Raw genomic sequence first — 16,813 nt, forward strand, 5'->3', positions numbered from 1 at the left:
ATTAAACACTGTATTTTATGATTAATGTTTATTTTTAATTAAATATGTTATTTTTATGGATTGTAATGTTTTATTAACTTGTATTTGGTTTTGATTGGTATTTGTTTTTGAAAGTCTTAATTTAAAATTTTCTTAAACTACCAATATTAATGCAGCTTTTAATAAATTGATTATGTCTGATGTCTTATACATCGGTTGATAACGTCATCGTTTTTAAAATTTAGATTTTTATTTTTTGTATTAGCAAATAGCCACAAGGACTTTCTTACATAGGTATTAAGAAAGAGTTTTATTAAACGGTATCGATATTTATGTAATATCTAAGTCTTACTAGTTTTGGCTTTTTGTACGTAGATCCTTTAAGAAACTAATTTTTAGTTCTTCATACAACGAATGACGACTTACCAAAATAGAAGCGATTGATGACATCATGCCAGCTAACATGAGATAAAATATTAAAGAATGTCGGTCTGTCATTTCCAGAACAATAATGGCCGCTGTAAACGGAGCGCGTGTAATACCTGTTAAAAAAGCAACCATTCCTGCAAGGATTACCACATTGGTTTCGTGTGGGCTAAGATGGATAATTCCAGAAATTACGGATCCTAAGCTGGCTCCAGCAGATAGTGCAGGAGCGAATATCCCGCCTGCGCCACCAGAAGTAAAGGCTAAAGCGGGGCCAATCATTCTGAGAAAAGGAACGTACCAATCTTCATGTTTGTTATGGGTGAAAAGTACGCGTTCCATAATTTCTTTTCCCGAACCTAAAACTTCCCGATTTATAAAATAAGCGATACAAGCAATAATTAATGCTGTAACAACAAGAAAAATAATATTAGATCTGTCGGTTTTTAATCGTTTTTTCCAAGTATTTATTTTAAGCATGATGACCGAAAGTTGACTTGCAAATATTCCTGATATACAAGCAACTAAAATAACGGGGAATATAACGCTTAACGAAATGTCGTTTGTTTTTGGATAGCCTAAATAAAGATAAGACCCCGCCAAGGTCTGCGCAGTAAGTCCAGCGATAATAACAGCGGTAAACAAAGCGGTTTTGAAATAATTAATGTGGGTTTTGGTGAGTTCTTCAACTGCGAAAACAATGCCCCCTAAAGGCGTGTTGAAGGCAGCGGCTAGACCTGCGGCGGCGCCCGTCATAATCATATTTTTTTTGGAGATTTTAGGATACCATGCGGGTAGGTATTCATTGACTTTTCTGAAAATGGAACCCGCGATTTGGATTGTAGGACCTTCGCGGCCGATAGCGCCACCACCGATAACCAATACCACCGAAGAAATAATTTTTAAGATTAAAATTTTAATACTTAAAAGGTGTTTTATTTTGTTGTGCTCTTTGGGATTTGCCATTTCGATAGCTGCCATAACTTGCGGAATTCCAGAGCCTTTGGAGTAAGGCGCAAATTCTTTAACCAACCACCAAGATAATACAAATCCAACAGGTGCTAAGATGAAAATCATCCAGTCATTCCAGTTGACTATGTAGGTCATGAGCTCTTCTCCCCAAGAGAAAATTTTGGCATACATCACCGCAAAAAAACCTGTAATCACAGAGCCTATCCAAAAAGGAATAGCTTGTAGAAGATTGTATTTTAGCTGCTCATTTCGGATGTTGTCGAAAGAGCGTTTTAATACAAGTCGTATGCGGTTGAAGATTTTTTTCATATCTAAAATCTTAGCAAAGCAGGTTCGTGAACGCGAAAGATTTTTGCACCTTTTTGATAAAGCTTTTGATGAAGTTCCGCCATTTCGTTATTCACTTCCAAAGGTGTTTTTCCTAAAGGTTTGTAGATGAAAGATTTTCTTGAAATCCCAATCAAAATAGGATAATCGCCAAAACCAATATATTCCAACTCATCAATAATCTGCAATTGATTTTCTTGTGTTTTTGAAAATCCAAAACCAGGATCCAGAATAATATCTTTAATTCCGAGATTTTTTAATTCTGAAATTTTAGAAAAGAAAAAACGATTTAATTCTAAAATAATATCATCATAATGTGGTTTTTCGTGCATCTTTTCATAACTTGAGTTAATGTGCATGAGGATGTAGGGTAATTCAGTTTTTGCAACCTGAGTTAACATATTGTCATCAAACTGTCCCGCCGAAATATCATTGACGATGTCGATGCCTTCATTGTAGCCATATTCGATAACTTTTCCGTAGAATGTGTCTAACGAAATCAGGATGTCAGGAAATTCTTTTTTAATACTCGAAATTATATTTCCCAAACGTTTGATTTCTTCCTCGGCTGTAAGAAATGTAGAATTAGGTCGCGTAGATTGTGCGCCAATATCAATAATTTCTGCGCCGTCTTTTATAAGCTGTTCGGCGTGTTGTAAAGCGAGATTGTCGTTATTAAATTTTCCACCGTCCGAAAAAGAATCTGGCGTCAAATTAAGAATACCCATAATTTTGGGCTTGGTCAAATCAACAAGACGACCATTGCAATTGATACTGAATGTTTTAGGTTGAGGGAAGGTAGGTGCTGAAAACTTCATGTCACAAATTTATAAAACGAGTTTTGTAATGCCAACCAATTCGTGAACTTCCTTTTAAAATTAAGGATAATTGTCATCTTTAGCGATTGACGAAAATTTGTATCTTTGGAAAATAACTCAATTTTATGGCAAATACATCGATGCAGTTTGAGGAAGTTATCAAAAACTGCCGAGATCTTTTTGAAAAAAAACTTACAGATTACGGATCGGCTTGGCGCGTTTTGAGACCAAGTTCTATCACGGATCAAATCTTTATAAAAGTTAATCGTATTCGGACTTTACAGATGACAGATGTTAAAATGGTTGACGAGGACGAAAAAGATGAGTTGGTTGCCATTGTTAATTATTCCATAATTGCATTGATACAATTGGAGAAAGGTTTTTCTGATGAGTTAAATGCTAATCCTATCGAGATTATGGAACTTTACGATAAATATGCGAATGAAGCTAAAGAACTTATGGAACGCAAAAATCACGATTATGGTGAAGCCTGGCGCGACATGAGAATCAGCTCTATCACCGATTTAATTTATCAAAAAGTATTAAGAACAAAACAAATAGAAGATAATCAAGGAAAAACGTTGGTGTCAGAAGGTTTGGATGCTAATTATTTTGATATGCTAAATTATGCCGTTTTCTGTTTGATAAAATATTCATCTTAAAAAAAACTAAACTATGTTGAAAAGACTATTACGCTACATAATTGCGCTTATTTTTATTGCATCAGGTTTTGTAAAAGCCGTGGATCTTAAAGGCTTTTCCTTTAAGTTGGAAGAATATTTTTCACCTTCGGTTTTCAACTTAGCTTTTTTTGAGCAATACGCTTTGCATTTGGCAACTTTGGTTGTCGTTTTAGAATTGGCATTAGGATTTATGCTACTTATGAAAATCCGCTTGAAAGCCACACTTTATGCCTTGATTGCCCTGTGTGTTTTCTTTGGTTTTTTAACTTTTTATTCAGCTTATTATAATGTCGTTACCGATTGTGGATGTTTTGGCGATGCGATGAAAATGACGCCTTGGCAGTCCTTTTGGAAAGATATTGCGCTGCTTGTTGGCTTAATTATTTTAGTTTTTTTATATAAAAATTATCAAGAAAAAAATGATATTGGTTGTGTAAAAATGCCAATTTTAGGAATTTTTATTTTAATAATGATTTATGTGATGTATCGCGGCATTGCGCATGAACCATTAATTGATTTTCGAGCTTACAAAATTGGTACGGATCTCAATGCAGAACGTCAAAAGATAGACAGCGATCCATCGATTTATAAAACCTTTTATTCAATTAAAAACTCTAAAACAGGAGAAGTTAAAAAAGTAGATCAAGACGAATATATCAACAAAAAATATTGGCAAGATACAAGCTGGCAAATCGAAGAAGGAAAAACAACCTCCGAAATTGTTAAGCAAGGTTATGATTCTGAAATTAAAAAATTAAGACTCGAAACCCCAAATGGCGAAGACATCACAGCGCAAATTTTGGCTGAGCCAAAAGCGATTTTGGTATTTGTTTACAAACCAAAAGAAGCATCGACGCAGTTGGTAGCGGAAGTGCAAAATCTTGTCATGCACGATCGCTTTGCAAAAGTATATGGCGTATCCACGCAACAAGATTTCTTTAATAAAATCCCAAATCTTATGATGGATGAGGTGGCTATAAAAACCATTGCCAGAAGCAATCCTTTTGTTTTAGTTTTAAAAAAAGGAAAAATCGTTGAAAAGCTTGGCGCCAAAGATTATCTAGAAGAATATCAAAAATAAAATATGCATAAATCAAATAAATCCATAGCGGGTTATCACATGCTGATGTTATTATCGGCGGTAGATTATAAATTCAGTCCCGAAGAAGAGAAAGTCATTTTAGAATATTTGTCAGAAGAGTTTCCGTTCCGTTTAAATTTGGATAACGAGTTAGACGTTATTGCAAGCTTGCAACCGAGTGATTGGAAAGATCATTTCGAGTTTCACGCAAGATGTTTTTACGATGACTCTACACCTGCAGAACGTGAGGAATTCCGTGCTTTTGCTAAGAAATTAATCAAAGCCGATCAAGACGTTTCTAGAGTAGAACATCAATATTATACCATGATGAAAACCATCTGGAAAATGGATCAATAATAAATTTAATTAAAAGATAAAATGAGAAAAAACATTGTTGCAGGTAACTGGAAAATGAACAAAAATTTTGCAGATGCAGAAGCTTTAATGCTTCAACTTTTAGAATACAAAAAAAGCAATTCGACTAACTGTGACGTGTACATCGCACCGCCTGCTTTGTATTTGACTACCGCGAAACAAGTTTTCAAAAATGCTGAAATTGGTGTCTTTGCACAAGATGTGTCAGAATACCAAAGTGGCGCTTATACAGGAGAAATTTCTGTAGATATGATTGATTCTATCGGTATCGATGGTAGTTTGGTGTCACACTCGGAGCGTCGCCAATACCATGGCGAAACAGACAGCCACGCTAACAGAAAAGTAAAAGCGCTTTTGGATGCGGGTTTAACACCGATTTATTGCAATGGTGAAACGCTAGAACAACGCAAAGCAGGACAACATTTCGAAGTGGTGAAAAATCAAATCGAAGTCGCACTTTTCACCTTGTCAGCTGACGAAATCAAAAAAGTGGTTATCGCTTACGAGCCTGTTTGGGCGATTGGGACTGGTGAAACCGCAACACCAGAACAAGCGCAGGAAATCCACGCACACATCAGAAGCCTTATCGCTTCCAAATATGGACAAGACGTCGCGGACGAAATTTCAATTTTATATGGCGGGTCGGTTAAGCCAGATAACGCGAAAGAAATTTTCTCGCAGCCAGATATCGACGGCGGACTTATCGGCGGAGCAGCGCTTAAAATAGAAGATTTTTCAAAAATTATCGAAGGTTTTAATCCTTAAAATAAATAAACTTTGGGCGTGTCCCTTTGTTTTTCCAAGCTTAGCCTTCTCAGTTTTGAAAAAACTGAGAAGGCTTTTTCCATTTCAAAACAAGCGGGTCGGTCTTCGCGCAGTCGCTGTTTTTTTTGTTCGGGGCTTCGGCTCCGCTCAGCCACCTCCACAAAAAAAAACGAGCTCCGACAATGCGCTTCGCCCTCACGCAAGATTTGTCTTCTACTTACAAATTAGAAGCTAAAATTAGCAATTAAATTTTTTTTATTCTTTTATGAATTTTTGTTTGTATATATTTTTATTAGTATTTAATATGATATTATAAACGCCTTTGGTAAGTTGGGATACATTGAATTTGCTAGCTTCGGGATTTTTATAAGAAAGTAGCAATTTGCCTGATATATCATAGATACTTAGATTTTCAATCTTTTCGTTCGATAAATTGTTAATGTTTATTTCTGATTTTACAGGATTCGGATATATTGAAATTGTTTTTGATTGATTGTTTTCTACAGATAATTTTTCACCATAATTAAATTTATGTACAACGGTTTTACCTTGATAAGTTACTTCTAACTTCCATTCGCCGTTCGTATTAAACAAATTTGAAGGAAATGACCACCAGAAGTAAGACGCGGTATAGAAGATGTTGATATTCCCGAGTCTATTAGCTGCGATTGAGTTGTCTGGGCGTATAAGATTTAATGTGAAATTGGTGCCAGGTAACTGATCAGCAAGATAAACTATTCCATAAACCATTTCACCATTTCCAAAATTATTCTTAATAAAAGGTTCTTCAATATCAGGACATGCTGTGTTGAAGTTTGGAATATTACTATGTGTTAATACGGCATTAATTTTAGGGTCTTGATAGGGTTTTTGATTTTCCCACCAAGAATTGTTTCCGGAAGCAAAATTATTGCAACTGCCTTGGTAAGTTTCTATTAGTTGATTGTTCACATTGTAAACTTCAAAATGTAAATGTGGTCCCGTGGAGTTACCAGAGCTACCAACAATACCAAGATACTCTCCTGCAGTAACAGTGGATCCTATAGGTTTGTTAGTAAGCGAATTTTTTTTCATATGTCCATACCAAGCAACACTTCCGTCAGAATGTTGAATATAGACAGCATTCCAGTCGCCACCAGAAAGACTACAATTACGATCATAATTGCCATCGCTTTTATAAATAATCGTGCCTTCAGCTGCTGCAACTATTTCAGCTTGATTATGTTCTTGTTGGTATTGTGGAAATGGCCATAAAAAAATATCAATCCCTTGGTGATTATAGCCATCCGCAGTGTCATAAGTTCTGCTACCACAATTCCAGTCTAAAAGCTGGTTTGGATATAATGGATTATGATCGACATGCGCACTAATGCTCCATGCATTTTCGTATGGCGCACTTGAAGATTTTTGAACAGGCCAAATAAATTTTGGAGGTAATTTTGAAAGTGGTAGTAGATTTAATTTCCCTTCAGCTTTCAGCTTTTTTTGACTGGTCTTGATGTCTCCCCAAATTTGACTATACTGGTTTTCAGTTAAACAAGCTTTTTTTTCTGAATTGAAAATATATTCGCCATGACCGCTTTTAATGGTTTGGGCATGGGAGTAGATTAGTTGAAAAGTAATGAAGCTAATCATTAATTGTTTTTTCATGGATGTTTTTTTGTTTAAAAGTTTTAAAATATATTTATAATAGCTGTTATAGATTGTAAATATGTGATTTTTATTGCTGACATGTTTATCCTACTTAGAAACCAATTGATTTAATTGAAAAGCCAGTTCTTTCGTTAAATTTTTTCGGGAGAACTTTTCTATATTCGATTGGCTTTCGTTAGTTTGACTAGACTGCCATTGCGCGTATCGGTTGAGAACAAAATCTTTTATTTCTTCAACACTTTGATAATCGAAATGTTGCCCAGATTGTGTTTCATTAAGTATGTGTTCTACATCGGCAGCTTTAGGCCCAATCGATAAAATAGAATTTCCTGTGGCCAGATATTCGAACAATTTTCCAGGAATTATACCGCGTGATTTTTCATCCGGGAAATTGGTGATTAGCAGAAGATCAGAATTTTGCATTTCCTCAAATGACTTTTGATGAGGCAAATAACCCAAATTCTGAATATTCTTATTTAATTTGCTTTTTTCAAAATCAACAGCGATTTTATCGTCTAATCGGCCAACGAATTTTAATTCAAAATCATTTTTAAAATCAGGATTTGTTGCGACCAAATTTTCTAAAGCTTTCCATACATTTTCGGGGTTTCGAAGCTGTTCCAAAACGCCAATATAACTTAGCGTGAATTTTTTAGTTTTCGATTTCAAATCATTGCTCAACATATTATCAAAACCATTGGTAATACAAACCGCGTTGGCTCCTGATTTTTTAAAATTTTCGGCATCGGTATAGCTTGTCGCAAGCGTCAAATCTGCCGTTTGGAAAACCGATTGTTCTAATTTCCGATGTTTTTCATCCGAAGATTTTGTAAGCTTCAGATGTTTATAATAGGAAATTTCCGTCCAAGGATCACGGAAATCTGCAATCCATTTGAGCTTTGGGATTTCTTTTTTCAGACCAAGTCCAATAAGGTGCAACGAGTGGGGTGGACCAGTTGTTACAATACAGTCAATATGATGTTCTTCAAGGTATTTTTTCAAAAACGAAATGGAAGGTTTTACCCAAAATTTTCTCGCATCTGGAATGAAAAAATTTCCTCGTACAAAAATCGAAAGTTTCGACATCAAAGATTGATTTTTGCCCACATCGAACTGCCCAGCTTTAAATTTTTTATTGCCTTTGCTGAATTTTTCTGCCAATTGGTAAGGCTCCCAAATTTTGGTTCGTACAATTTCTATATTCTCAGGAATGTCTTTTAATAAAGTTTCGTCAACAATCGGGTAACTAGGGTTTTCCGGCGTGTAGATAATGGGTTGCCATCCAAAGTGAGGAAGGTATTTCGAGAATTTTAGCCAACGCTGTACGCCTGGGCCGCCCGCAGGAGGCCAATAATAAGTGATAATTAATACTTTTTTTGAGATTTTCATTCCAAGATTGAGGCTTCGTAATATCAATTTGGTAAATTTACCTGTTTTTTGATATTGTCCCTAATTTAAACTTAAATATTAAAAATTTTTGGACTTTAAAATTATAAATAAGTTATTAAATGCAGATGAATTATTTTTCCGATGAAAATTTTACAAAAAATAATTTTTTAGAAATTGTAAAAGCCGATTATGAGCAATGTGACTTCGTGGGTTGCGATTTTTCAGATTTTAATTTTTCGGGCTTCAAATTTTCACAATGTCGTTTTGTCGATTGTAATTTGAGTCTTGCTAAATTGGGTGATACGGCTTTGCGCGAGGTTGAATTTCAGAATTGTAAAATGTTGGGTTTGCGATTTGAAGATTGCAATCAGTTTGGGTTTTCCATTGATGTGAAAATGTCACTGTTGACACATGCTTCTTTTTACCAAATGGATTTGAGAAAATGCCGTTTTGAGGAAACTGATTTTGAAGGCGTCGATTTTACGGAAGCTAATTTGGTTAAATTAAAATTTAATGACTGTAATTTCAAGGCTGCTATTTTTTTAAATTCAAATTTAGAGTCTGTAGATTTTGGGGAAGCCTTTAATTTTGTAATTAATCCAGAAGAAAATAATGTTAAAAAAGCGAAGTTTTCGCGAGAGAATGTTTTGGGATTATTGCAACATTTGGATATTGTAATAAAATAAAAGCCGACAGACTTGCCGGCTCTTTTTAATATTAATGTTTAATTTTTGATGAGTTTGGTTACTTTAATGTTTTTACCGTCGTTTATTTTTATCATATAAATACCATTTTTTAGATCGGATATTTTATATTCTTTTTCTAGTCCAAAAGATTTTACTAATCTTCCAGCTGTGTCATATAATTCTACTTTTGTATTTTTTGTTAAAGATTCCTCTGGCAGATTAAGTTTGAAATACTCTGTCGAAGGATTTGGATATATGCTGATGCGGCTGTCATACTGACGGATTTCTGAAGTACCTAGATCTGTTACAGTATAAGTGATAACAAATGGGAAATCTATATTTGCTCCGCTACCTCCATCAGCTAATTGTGCCCAAGATCCAGCATTACTTTGCATCGCATTCCAAGACGATTGGTCCAATACACCAGGAATTGTCACGGCTGGGAAAAATATACTGCCATCATTAGTTGCGTGTACTTGGTATTCTAGCCAATATGTGCCTGGTTGCAGCTCTCCAGAAAGATTAGCTCGTGTTTTCCAGATTTTCCGTGTAGTGCCAGAATTGTTATTGCCTATTCTGTACATTTTTGCGTCTTGGCTTGCAGAGGCGTTATATACATTAGTTGTCATATTGCCTATAACCACTGTTCCAGTATCTGGAGCATTGTTTAAAATTTGCATTCTCATATTATCAATAGGAGGCGTGCTAGCATTATAACCAGTTTGATAAAGAAAAACGTCAACAGAACTTATGGTCCATTTTTCTCCTGCTGGAACTGTGAAATCGTCTGCAAGTTTAAAATCGGCACCTGTGCTGCTGTAAATTCCACCAGTTCCTAGTGTGGTGTTTGTAAGACCACCAACACTTTGTAGCTCGCTCCATGTGTAACCTGTTGGCGCAGTCGAGCCACCGTTAGATGTAGTGTTTCCTGTGCTAATGTCTCCATTAGAGAAGCTTTGTGCGCCCAATGATAAGCTTAATAAAGCAATTGTAGAGAGTAAAGTTTTTTTCATGTGATTTTGATTTTAGAATTGTATATCAAATGTAAATATTTGTTACATATGTTGTATTTATTATTTAAAATAATTATTAAATGCGTTATTGTTATAGATAATTATTATAATATTGTTATTTTTAAATTTGTTTTAAATAATGAATAAAATGAAATTTAAATTAATTATAGCAGTTACACTTCTTTGTTTTGAAGGAGCTTCTGGACAGTTTACCGATATTAACATTATAAAAGAAGTTAAAGTCAAACAGAAAGGTGTTGTTGTTTCGGCGCATCCTTTGGCAAGCGAAATGGGCGCCAAAATTCTGAAGCAAGGCGGTAATGCTTTTGATGCGGTTATTGCAACCCAATTGGCTTTGGCTGTGGTTTATCCTCAAGCTGGAAATATTGGCGGTGGTGGTTTTTTGGTGGCAACAACCAAAGATGGAAAAAAAATCGCCCTAGACTTTCGGGAAACCGCGCCTGCAAAAGCATCTTTCGATATGTATTGGGACAAAAATGGAAATGCTGATACAGATCTTTCTCAAAATGGGAGATTAGCGGTTGGGGTGCCAGGAAGTATCTCCGGAATGTTTGCAAGCATGCCTTATGCCAAATTGAGTTTTGATAAATTAATTCAACCAGCTATTGATTTGGCTGAGCAGGGTTTTGCAATTACAGAGCAAGAAGCCGACTTGCTTAATATGTATAAAGAAGAGTTTTTAAAACATAATAAAAATCAAACCGTTTTTGTTAAAAATGAATCTTGGAAAGCTGGCGATATTCTTATTCAAAAAGAATTAGCTGAAACGTTGAAACGTATTCAGAACAATGGTGAGAAGGAGTTTTATGAAGGCCAAACAGCCCAAATGATTGTTAACGAAATGAAACTGGGAAACGGAATTGTTTCTTTGACTGATCTTAAAAATTATAAAACCAAAGAACGAAAACCTCTTGTTTTTGATTATAAAGGTCACAAGGTTGTCGCCATGCCTTTGCCTTCCAGTGGCGGAATTTTACTAGCGCAAATGCTGAAAATGTACAGCTATGCCAATATCAAAAATCCACAGCAAAACGCCATAGAAGCAGTGCAGCCTATGATAGAAGCAGAGCGTCGCGCTTATGCCGACCGCGCAGAATACATGGGCGATCCAGATTTTATTAATGACCAAACGGCCATGCTAATTAGTGATGCTTATCTCAAAAATCGTTGGAAATCCTATCATCCTAATAAAGCGACGCCAAGCAAAAATGTTGGCGAAATTATGGAACAACAACAAGAAAGTACCGAGACAACACATATCTCTATTTTGGATAAAGAAGGCAATGCTGTTTCGGTAACGACAACGCTAAATGGACTTTATGGAAGTAGAACTGTTGTTTCTGGAGCTGGTTTTTTCTTGAATAACGAAATGGATGATTTTTCTATAAAACCGGGCGTTCCCAATATGTATGGCGCAGTAGGAGGAGAAGCTAATGCTATTAAAGCAGGTAAAAGAATGTTGTCATCTATGGCGCCAACTATTTTGCTTAAAAATAATAAAGTCAAAATGGTGGTAGGTACACCCGGTGGAACGACTATTCCGACTTCTGTATTCCAGGCGATTGTTGCAGTTGTGGATTTTGGACTAAATGCCAACTTTGCAGTCAATGCTCCAAAACTCCATCACCAATGGTTGCCAGAGACGGTTGCTGTTGAAAAGAATTTTCCTGAAACCACTGTGAAATCTCTTGAGAAAATGGGTTACAAAATAGAACGTCGCAGCCAGATTGGTAGAACAGAGATGATTTTGGTAGATGATAATAATAACATCCACGCTGTTGCAGATGGTCGTGGCGACGATTCTGTCGGGCTAGAATAATTTTTTTAAAGTTTTAAAAAATTGGTTCGTAGGAAAATTCGGGTTGTTTTTTATTAAGCATAAATTTATTTTCAAAGCATTATCCGTATTTTTGTATTTTAAAATCAAAATATGACATCGTACTTAGAATTTACTTTCAAAATAAAACCTGCTCAACCTTGGAGTGAGATATTAATGGCAGAACTTATCGGCATTGGCTTCGATAGTTTTACGGAAGAGCACGACGGGATTTTGGCTTATATCCAAGAAGATTTATATAACGAAGAAGAATTAAAAACTTTAAACCTTCTTAATTCTCCTGACGTTGAAATTTCTTATGAATATAAGACAATGCCAAATATCAACTGGAACGAAGAGTGGGAAAAGAATTTTACGCCCATCAATATTGATGATAAAGTTTTGATTCGCGCGGAGTTTCATGAAAGTCAAAATTTGCCTTACGAAATTATCATTCAGCCCAAAATGTCTTTTGGTACGGGACATCATGCGACAACGCATTTGATGATTCAGCAGATGTATGATATGGACTTCGAGGATAAAAAAGTGCTTGATATGGGTTGCGGAACATCGGTATTAGCGATTTTTGCAAAACAAAGAGGCGCTGGCGATACTTTGGCTATCGATATTGATGAATGGTCGGTAGAAAATTCACACGAAAATGCAGAGCGCAATAATGTTGAGCTAAGAATAGAGTTGGGGACAGCTGATAATCTTGGAAAAGAGAAATTCGATATTATTTTAGCGAATATCAACCGTAATATTTTGATTTCGGATATTCCAACTTATGTAGCAGATCTTAACGAGGGTGGCGAATTGTTGTTATCAGGGCTTTGTTTCTTTGATGTTGACGATATTTTGGAGGTTTGTAAAGAGCAAAATTTAACTTTGGAAAAACAAATACAACGAGAAGAATGGGTAAGTCTTCTTTTGAAAAAATAAAATAGCAACTTTCCCAAATTTGCGTGAGGGCGAAGCGCATTGTTGGAGCTCGTCTATAAGGCACGGCGGCGAGCGAAGCCGATGCCGTGCCTTATTGACAGCGACTGCGCGTAGACCGACCTCTAAAATCCAAAAATCGCGGACGACTTTGTCGTCCGCGATTTTTGGATTTTAGAGGGCACGCCCCAATTTATTTCGTTCTAATCCATTTCCAAAGTTCCTTTGCGGTGGCTTTGTTTCCGTACATTAAGATTCCGATTCTATAGATTTTGGCAGCTACAAAAACCATGAAAAGTGTTGAAGCAATTAGTAATGAAATTGATAAAACAATCTGCCAAACAGGAACACCAAAAGGAATTCTTGCTACCATGGCGACCGGTGAAGTGAAGGGAATAATCGATAGCCAAAATCCAAGTGGGCCATCTGGATTATTGAAAATCGTGAAACTTCCGTACATGCCTAACATGAGTGGCATAATGGCAAATAGCGTGAATTGTTGTGTTTCGGTTTCGTTGTCAACAGCTGAGCCAATTGCCGCGTACATGGAACTGTAAAAGATATATCCAAATAAGAAAAACAATATAAATACGACGATGATAAGCCCAAAATTCATATCCAGCAAGGTGTGTGAAACTTGCGCGATAATCTGCTGAACATCCATGTTGTTCATCGTGTCTTCGGCTTGAGCTGGTAAATTGCCTTGCATTGCCGAAAATCCTGTGTTAAGGAACAATGCTGAGGTTACGAACATTGCAATCCAAATGATAAACTGCGTTAAAGCAACCAATGTAACGCCAATGATTTTTCCCATCATCAATTCAAAAGGTTTTACCGATGAGATGATAATCTCGACAACGCGGTTGTTTTTTTCTTCCAAAACACTGCGCATCACCCGAACGCCATAAATAATAATGAACATAAATGTTGCATAGACCAAAACCATGCTTAGCCCTGTTTTGATGCCGAAAGCTAAGTCGTTGTCGGGTTTGTTATTTTCGGCGATGTTTTGCGTGGTAATTTTGAAACCAGCGTTGAGGTTTACGATTTGATTTTCTGAAAGGCCCAGTTGTTTAATTTTTTCTTTTTTCAGAATATCACTTAGATCATTGTTAATGGCGTTTTTGGCGTCCATTCCGATTTTTTTGTTGGTTAACAATTTAGTGGTACTTTCCAGCGAATTGTAATTGTTGTCTTTAACTTCTGGGATGATTAAAAGACCGTCGATGCCTTCCATCTCTTTCAAAGCGTTTGTTAAAGCTGTTTCCGTGGAAGTCGGAACAAAGGTATAGGTGATGTCTTTAGAAGATTTTAGTTGTTTGTTAAAAATGCCACTTTTGTCAATAACGTTGAAGTGGTATTCGGATTCGTTGGCTTTAAACATAAAAGCAATCAAAGCACCAAATCCAATCATTAAAAGTGGTGCTAAAATTGTTAAAATAATAAAAGATTTTTTCTTAACCTGCGTAAGAAATTCTCTTTTGGTGATGAGTATAATGTTTTTCATTGTATCAGATTTGATGAGGGAATTAGTTGGACTTCACGGCATTGATAAAGACTTCGTTCATGCTTGGGATTTTTTCATTAAAACTGCGAATGTTCCCAATGCTCATCAATTCTTGAAGCAGATTATTTCTATTGTCCAATTGTTTTAAATCAAAAGATAACAACGAATTTTCTTCTTTAAAATTTTCTAAATTATGCTGAATGCGGAAGTTTTCAAATTGTTCGCTGTTAACATCAGAAAGTGTCACAGCGAAAATGTTTTCTTTAAACTGCTCGCGCACATCAAAGACTTTCCCGTCCAATACTTTTTTAGAATTGTTGATTAATGCAACATAGTCGCACATTTCTTCCACACTTTCCATACGGTGCGTTGATAGGATTATGGTGGTGCCGTTTTCTTTAAGTTTCAGGATTTGGTCTTTTATCAAATTGGCATTTACGGGATCAAAACCAGAAAAAGGCTCATCCAGAATTAACAATTTGGGACGGTGCAAAACCGTTACTACAAACTGTATTTTTTGCGCCATACCTTTCGATAATTCGCTTAATTTCTTTTTCCACCATTGGTCGATTTCTAATTGTTGAAACCAATATTTCGCTTGCTCCAATGCATCTTGGCGCGACATGCCTTTTAGTTCTCCAAAATACAAAAGTTGATCACCAACCGTCATATTTTTATAAAGCCCGCGCTCTTCTGGCATGTAGCCAATCGCTTTAATATGTTCGGGGTTTAACAATTGATCGTTGATCCAGACCTGGCCTTCGTCGGGCTGTGTGATCTGATTGATGATACGGATAAAAGAAGTTTTTCCTGCACCATTGGGACCCAGAAGTCCGTAGATACTCGCAGTTGGCACGTTGATGCTGAAATCTTGAAGTGCGATTTTTTTTCCTGCGTTGTAAGTTTTTCGGATATGTTCTGCTTTTAGCATATTTATTTTTTTTAGGAGCTTTATCACGCTGTCCGCTCTATCTTTGGTTTGTCGCTCGGACGACTCCGCTACGCTCCGTCGCCTCACTCCAATCCCAAAGGATGCCGCTTCCATCGTGGCTAGAGATTGTTTATAACTAGAAATTTTCCTTTTTTTTTGATTGAAAAATTTCCAAGTTTATAGTATTAGTATAAAACTTTGTGAATTGTTACAGCTTGTGACGAATTAATTGAAACTCACATTTGAAAAATAACACTTTCCCCAATTAACAATTAACGACTTTTACAATTAACCTAGCGTACAGTGCTTAAAAAACTTTAGTCTCGTAAAAAGCTTTCGTTTCCTCGATTAATACTTCCACTTCTTGTAAAGTAACTGCTTGTAAAAACTGGGTTTTAAACTCTTTAAAATGTGGAATACCACGGAAATAATTGCTATAATGTTGACGCATTTCCATAAGGCCAGGACGTTCACCCTTCCATTCTACAGACCATTCGGCATGGTTTTTAACGGCTTCCAGACGTTGTGTAATTGTCGGCTCAGGCAATATTTCTCCCGTTTCGAAATAATGTTTTATTTCATTGAAAATCCAAGGATAACCAATCGCGCCACGACCTATCATAATGCCATCACAATCGAATTTGTTTCGGTATTCTAAGGCTTTTTTTGGAGAGTCAATATCACCGTTTCCAAAGATAGGAATTTCGATATTGGGATTGTTTTTGATTCTAGAAATGTGATGCCAATCCGCTTCGCCTTTGTACATCTGCGCGCGTGTTCTAGCATGGATGGTCAAGGCTTTTATACCTGTTTCTTGTAATCGTTCTGCAACCTCGTCGATGTTAATACTTTCTGTATCCCAACCCAATCTCGTCTTTACAGTCACTGGAAGATGCGTGGAGTTTACAACCGCTTTCGTCAGCCGAACCATCAGACCGATGTCTTTAAGGACGCCAGCGCCAGCGCCTTTACAAACAACTTTCTTCACAGGACAGCCAAAATTGATGTCTACCAAATCCGGTTCTACGGTTTCCACAATTCGCGCTGACATTGCCATAGCTTCTCCGTCGCCCCCAAAAATTTGGATACCAACAGGTCTTTCGTAATCGAAAATGTCTAGTTTTTTTCGGCTTTTTATAGCATCTCGAATGAGACCTTCTGAAGAAATAAATTCAGAATACATAAGATCTGCACCATGCATTTTGCATAATCTTCTGAAAGGAGGGTCCGAAACATCTTCCATTGGCGCTAGTAAAAGCGGAAAATCAGGAAGTTCTATATTGCCAATTTTTACCATGTTGCAAAAATACGCATTTTTAGAATTTGTTGTAAATGACTTTAGACTATAGTTATTGACGCTTTTACAAAATTTGAGAACATTCCAATATACCCCAAAATGGGTATATGATTTAACAAATACTTTTAAGACTTT

General features: G+C 36.2%; 15 protein-coding genes. 7 read left to right on the forward strand and 8 right to left on the reverse strand.

All coding sequences use genetic code 11. The annotated features are described in order from the left end of the window. Positions 1-330: 330 nt before the first annotated feature. Positions 331-1,686, reverse strand: a complete 1,356-nt coding sequence (locus G6R40_RS14240; RefSeq protein ID WP_165137003.1) for a chloride channel protein — start codon at positions 1,684-1,686, stop codon at positions 331-333. Between the two features lie 2 nt (positions 1,687-1,688). Beyond that, positions 1,689-2,522: a dihydropteroate synthase gene (gene folP / locus G6R40_RS14245; RefSeq protein WP_228455872.1), complete on the reverse strand. Its 834-nt coding sequence runs from the start codon at positions 2,520-2,522 to the stop codon at positions 1,689-1,691. Positions 2,523-2,647: 125 nt separating this feature from the next. Between folP and G6R40_RS14250 the strand changes: the two genes are divergently transcribed. Genes G6R40_RS14250 through tpiA form a run of 4 tightly spaced genes read left to right on the forward strand, consistent with a single transcriptional unit; the run spans position 2,648 to position 5,426 of the window. Then, on the forward strand, positions 2,648-3,184 hold the full coding sequence (locus tag G6R40_RS14250; RefSeq protein ID WP_165137006.1) for a DUF1599 domain-containing protein: 537 nt from the start codon (positions 2,648-2,650) through the stop codon (positions 3,182-3,184). Positions 3,185-3,197: 13 nt separating this feature from the next. Further along, entirely contained in the window at positions 3,198-4,286 is a 1,089-nt protein-coding gene (locus tag G6R40_RS14255; protein ID WP_165137009.1) for a BT_3928 family protein, read from the forward strand. 3 nt (positions 4,287-4,289) lie between these two features. After that, positions 4,290-4,643 carry a TerB family tellurite resistance protein gene (locus G6R40_RS14260; protein ID WP_165137012.1) on the forward strand — a complete coding sequence of 118 codons (354 nt, stop codon included), beginning with the start codon at positions 4,290-4,292 and terminating at the stop codon, positions 4,641-4,643. A 21-nt stretch (positions 4,644-4,664) separates the two neighbouring features. Continuing rightward, a complete protein-coding gene (gene tpiA / locus G6R40_RS14265; RefSeq protein ID WP_165137015.1) occupies positions 4,665-5,426 on the forward strand; it encodes a triose-phosphate isomerase in 762 nt (253 codons plus the stop codon). A gap of 255 nt (positions 5,427-5,681) precedes the next feature. On the opposite strand, the gene G6R40_RS14270 is transcribed toward tpiA, so the two are convergent. Together G6R40_RS14270 and G6R40_RS14275 are read right to left on the reverse strand one after the other, a co-directional pair. After that, on the reverse strand, positions 5,682-7,076 hold the full coding sequence (locus G6R40_RS14270; RefSeq protein ID WP_165137018.1) for a peptidoglycan DD-metalloendopeptidase family protein: 1,395 nt from the start codon (positions 7,074-7,076) through the stop codon (positions 5,682-5,684). A 90-nt stretch (positions 7,077-7,166) separates the two neighbouring features. Next, entirely contained in the window at positions 7,167-8,468 is a 1,302-nt protein-coding gene (locus G6R40_RS14275) for a glycosyltransferase family 4 protein (RefSeq protein ID WP_165137021.1), read from the reverse strand. Positions 8,469-8,593: 125 nt separating this feature from the next. Here G6R40_RS14275 and G6R40_RS14280 point away from each other — a divergent pair, with 125 nt between their 5' ends. Further along, positions 8,594-9,154, forward strand: coding sequence for a pentapeptide repeat-containing protein (locus G6R40_RS14280; protein WP_165137024.1), 561 nt, complete (start codon positions 8,594-8,596; stop codon positions 9,152-9,154). A gap of 38 nt (positions 9,155-9,192) precedes the next feature. Here G6R40_RS14280 and G6R40_RS14285 read toward each other — a convergent pair whose 3' ends face one another. After that, on the reverse strand, positions 9,193-10,167 hold the full coding sequence (locus tag G6R40_RS14285) for a T9SS type A sorting domain-containing protein (RefSeq protein ID WP_165137027.1): 975 nt from the start codon (positions 10,165-10,167) through the stop codon (positions 9,193-9,195). 139 nt (positions 10,168-10,306) lie between these two features. Here G6R40_RS14285 and ggt point away from each other — a divergent pair, with 139 nt between their 5' ends. Together ggt and prmA are read left to right on the forward strand one after the other, a co-directional pair. Continuing rightward, on the forward strand, positions 10,307-12,007 hold the full coding sequence (gene ggt, locus G6R40_RS14290; protein ID WP_165137030.1) for a gamma-glutamyltransferase: 1,701 nt from the start codon (positions 10,307-10,309) through the stop codon (positions 12,005-12,007). Between the two features lie 111 nt (positions 12,008-12,118). Then, positions 12,119-12,946 (forward strand): 50S ribosomal protein L11 methyltransferase, encoded by an 828-nt coding sequence (prmA, locus tag G6R40_RS14295; protein WP_165137033.1) that lies wholly within the window; start codon positions 12,119-12,121, stop codon positions 12,944-12,946. Positions 12,947-13,136: 190 nt separating this feature from the next. On the opposite strand, the gene G6R40_RS14300 is transcribed toward prmA, so the two are convergent. From G6R40_RS14300 to dusB, 3 genes are all read right to left on the reverse strand, one after another. Continuing rightward, positions 13,137-14,450: an ABC transporter permease gene (locus G6R40_RS14300; protein WP_165137036.1), complete on the reverse strand. Its 1,314-nt coding sequence runs from the start codon at positions 14,448-14,450 to the stop codon at positions 13,137-13,139. A 22-nt stretch (positions 14,451-14,472) separates the two neighbouring features. Then, the gene (locus G6R40_RS14305) at positions 14,473-15,381 is read right to left on the reverse strand and encodes an ABC transporter ATP-binding protein (protein ID WP_165137039.1); all 909 of its coding nucleotides are present in this window, start codon (positions 15,379-15,381) and stop codon (positions 14,473-14,475) included. A gap of 307 nt (positions 15,382-15,688) precedes the next feature. After that, positions 15,689-16,678 (reverse strand): tRNA dihydrouridine synthase DusB, encoded by a 990-nt coding sequence (dusB, locus tag G6R40_RS14310; protein ID WP_165137042.1) that lies wholly within the window; start codon positions 16,676-16,678, stop codon positions 15,689-15,691. Between the last annotated feature and the right edge of the window lie 135 nt (positions 16,679-16,813).

The sequence above is a fragment of the Chryseobacterium sp. POL2 genome, from assembly GCF_011058315.1.
Lineage (GTDB): Bacteria > Bacteroidota > Bacteroidia > Flavobacteriales > Weeksellaceae > Soonwooa.

Excerpts from the sequence above, each read along its gene's own strand:
- G6R40_RS14240 (WP_165137003.1), bottom strand. The coding sequence starts at position 1,686 with ATGAAAAAAATCTTCAACCGCATACGACTTGTATTAAAACGCTCTTTC.
- folP (WP_228455872.1), bottom strand. The coding sequence starts at position 2,522 with ATGAAGTTTTCAGCACCTACCTTCCCTCAACCTAAAACATTCAGTATC.
- G6R40_RS14250 (WP_165137006.1), top strand. The coding sequence starts at position 2,648 with ATGGCAAATACATCGATGCAGTTTGAGGAAGTTATCAAAAACTGCCGA.
- G6R40_RS14255 (WP_165137009.1), top strand. The coding sequence starts at position 3,198 with ATGTTGAAAAGACTATTACGCTACATAATTGCGCTTATTTTTATTGCA.
- G6R40_RS14260 (WP_165137012.1), top strand. The coding sequence starts at position 4,290 with ATGCATAAATCAAATAAATCCATAGCGGGTTATCACATGCTGATGTTA.
- tpiA (WP_165137015.1), top strand. The coding sequence starts at position 4,665 with ATGAGAAAAAACATTGTTGCAGGTAACTGGAAAATGAACAAAAATTTT.
- G6R40_RS14270 (WP_165137018.1), bottom strand. The coding sequence starts at position 7,076 with ATGAAAAAACAATTAATGATTAGCTTCATTACTTTTCAACTAATCTAC.
- G6R40_RS14275 (WP_165137021.1), bottom strand. The coding sequence starts at position 8,468 with ATGAAAATCTCAAAAAAAGTATTAATTATCACTTATTATTGGCCTCCT.
- G6R40_RS14280 (WP_165137024.1), top strand. The coding sequence starts at position 8,594 with ATGAATTATTTTTCCGATGAAAATTTTACAAAAAATAATTTTTTAGAA.
- G6R40_RS14285 (WP_165137027.1), bottom strand. The coding sequence starts at position 10,167 with ATGAAAAAAACTTTACTCTCTACAATTGCTTTATTAAGCTTATCATTG.
- ggt (WP_165137030.1), top strand. The coding sequence starts at position 10,307 with ATGAATAAAATGAAATTTAAATTAATTATAGCAGTTACACTTCTTTGT.
- prmA (WP_165137033.1), top strand. The coding sequence starts at position 12,119 with ATGACATCGTACTTAGAATTTACTTTCAAAATAAAACCTGCTCAACCT.
- G6R40_RS14300 (WP_165137036.1), bottom strand. The coding sequence starts at position 14,450 with ATGAAAAACATTATACTCATCACCAAAAGAGAATTTCTTACGCAGGTT.
- G6R40_RS14305 (WP_165137039.1), bottom strand. The coding sequence starts at position 15,381 with ATGCTAAAAGCAGAACATATCCGAAAAACTTACAACGCAGGAAAAAAA.
- dusB (WP_165137042.1), bottom strand. The coding sequence starts at position 16,678 with ATGGTAAAAATTGGCAATATAGAACTTCCTGATTTTCCGCTTTTACTA.